The 579-nt window shown below is 73.1% G+C and carries 1 protein-coding gene; it reads right to left on the reverse strand.

Going from position 1 to position 579, the window contains the following annotated elements:
* Positions 1-6 precede the first annotated feature (6 nt).
* On the reverse strand, positions 7-579 hold a 573-nt coding region (locus RR49_RS16020), incomplete at its 5' end, for a winged helix-turn-helix domain-containing protein (RefSeq protein WP_245610918.1).

Below are 579 nucleotides of genomic sequence, written 5' to 3' on the forward strand. Positions count from 1 at the left end.
CGCGCGTCAGGGCGCGAGCAGCTCGGTGGTGAGGCGGTAGCCGACGCCGCGGACGGTCTCGATGTAGCGGGGGTTCGACGGGTTGTCGCCGAGCTTGCGGCGCAGGTTCGTCATGTGCGCCTCGACCGCGCGCTTGTCGGCCTCGCCGACGTAGTAGGAGGTCACGTACGACTCGCCGCGCAGCACGAGGGTGAGGTCGGCCTTGCTGCGCACGCGACGCTTCGACTCGAGGAGGGTCGCGAGCAGGTCGAATTCGGTGCGGGTGAGCTCGACCTGCTGCCCGCCGATGAGCACGATGCGCGTCTCGGGGTTCAGCTGGAGGTCGCGGTGGGTGATCCAGTAGCCGCCGCCCGGCGCGGGCATCCCCGGACGGGCGAGCTCCTGCGAAGGGTAGACGGGGACGATCGCCTGCGCGGGCGGTGCCGCCGGCACGACGACGGGATATGCCGGGGGCTCCGCCGGGTAGGGCTGCGGTTCGGCGTAGGGCGGCGCGTCGACCGGTTGGGGCTCGACGTAGACCGGCGCGGCCGGCTGGGGCTCGACGTAGGCCGGAGCCACCGGCTGCGGCTCGCCGTACGC

The sequence above is a fragment of the Microbacterium ginsengisoli genome, assembly GCF_000956535.1.
In the GTDB taxonomy this organism is placed as follows: Bacteria; Actinomycetota; Actinomycetes; order Actinomycetales; family Microbacteriaceae; genus Microbacterium; species Microbacterium ginsengisoli.